This is a genomic window from Streptomyces sp. URMC 127 (genome assembly GCF_051386535.1).
GTDB lineage: Bacteria > Actinomycetota > Actinomycetes > Streptomycetales > Streptomycetaceae > Streptomyces.
Window position 1 is genome coordinate 1 of the sequence record NZ_JBPQTW010000429.1, and the last position, 1,674, is coordinate 1,674.

The following is a 1,674-nucleotide window of genomic DNA, read 5'->3' on the forward strand; positions in this document are numbered from 1 at the left end:
CGTCGCCGGGCGGCGGGCCCAGGAGCATGCGGGCGGTGCGGGCGGCCACGGCGGCGAAGGCCGCGAGCATCAGGACGAGGGCGGCGGCCAGGGCCCAGCGGGGGCCGGAGAGGAACCCCGCGCGGACGATGCCCAGTTCGGAGGCGAAGAGGCCGAACGGCGGGAAGCCGAGCAGGGCCACGACGGCCGCGCCGAAGGCGGCGCCGAGGCAGGGCGAGTGGGCGAGCAGGCCGCGGATCCTGCCGATGCGGGTCGTGCCGCACAGCCGTGCGATGTGGCCGGAGGCGCAGAACGCCACGGTCTTCGCGAGGCCGTGGCCCGCGACGTGCAGCAGGACGGCGGAGAGGGCGAGCGGGCTGCCCACGGCGGTGCCGAGGGCGATCAGGCTCATGTGCTCCATGCTGGAGTACGCGAGCATGCGCTTGCAGTCGCGCTGGGCCAGCAGGAGGGCGGTGGCCAGGGCGAGGGTGACCACGGCGGTGCCCGCGAGCAGCGTGCGGGTGAAACCCGCCCCCAGGGCCCCGTCGGCGATGACCTTGTAGCGCAGCAGGCCGGCGAAGGCGACCGAGAGCAGGACGCCCGACATCAGCGCCGAGACGGGGGCGGGGGCCTGGCTGTGGGCGTCGGGCAGCCAGGCGTGCAGGGGCGCGAGGCCCGCCTTGGCGCCGAAGCCGAGGACGACGAGGCCGGTGGCCAGCCTGGTGACGGAGGGATCGAGCCGCTCGGCGCGGGCGGTGAGCGTCTCCCAGTCCAGGGCGTACGCCTCGGGGATGCCGGCCTGACGGGCCGCGTAGTAGAGCAGGACGGTGCCGAGGAAGGCCAGGGCGATGCCGGCCGAGCAGATCACCACGTATTTCCAGGCGGCCTCGATGGAGGCGCGGGTGCGCCGGTGGCCGACGAGGAAGGCGGTGACGACGGTGGTGGCCTCGATGGCGACCCACAGGACTCCGAGGTTGGCGGCGAGGACCGCGGCGCTCATGGCGGCCAGGAAGGCGTGGACGAGCAGGTGGTAGCGGCGGGTCGCGGGTTCGTCGGTGCGCTCGTGGGCGAGGTGGGCGGGGTTGGCGGCGCAGGCGAGGCAGGCGACCGCGCCGACGGTGAGGAGCATCCAGACGGTGAGCGCGTCGGCGCGCAGCAGCCGCCCGTAGGCGGTGACGGGCCCGCTGTCAGGGACGGTGCAGGCGAGGGCGGCTCCGCAGGTGAGGATCGCGAACGGGGAGACGAGCCCGAGCCGGCCGGTGAGCGGGCGGGGCACGGTGGCGCTCCGCGCGGCGCGCAGTGCTCCCCCGGGCCGGGGCGACGCGCCCGCCGCGGCACCGACGCCCCTGCCGGGGCGGACGGGCCCTTCCCGGCCGGTGCCCGCTCCCCCGCAGGGGACTCCTCCGGCCGAGCCGGCGCCGGATCCTCCGCCGGGACGGACGGCCCCCTCCGCACCGGCGTCGGTTCCCCGGCGGGGGCGGGTGAGCCCGTCCGGCCCGGCGCCGGGGCGGCCACCGTCCCGGTCGGACGCGCGCTCCCAGGCGGATGCGCCCGGACCGGCGGCCTCGCCGGGCCCCGTGCGGAAGCCGGGAGGCACGGCGGCACGAGCGCGGGACCACGCCGGGGCGCCCGGCTCCGGACCGGGTCCGCTCCCCGGGGCGGGCGGCACGGCCGGTCCCCCGCCGGGCCGGGCGG

The 1,674-nt window shown here is 78.3% G+C and carries 1 protein-coding gene; it reads right to left on the minus strand.

Annotated elements, in window-relative coordinates:
- A partial coding sequence (locus ACSNOH_RS34700) for a proton-conducting transporter transmembrane domain-containing protein (RefSeq protein WP_436725430.1) occupies positions 1-1,255 on the minus strand: 1,255 nt, incomplete at its 3' end.
- Positions 1,256-1,674: the final 419 nt, after the last annotated feature.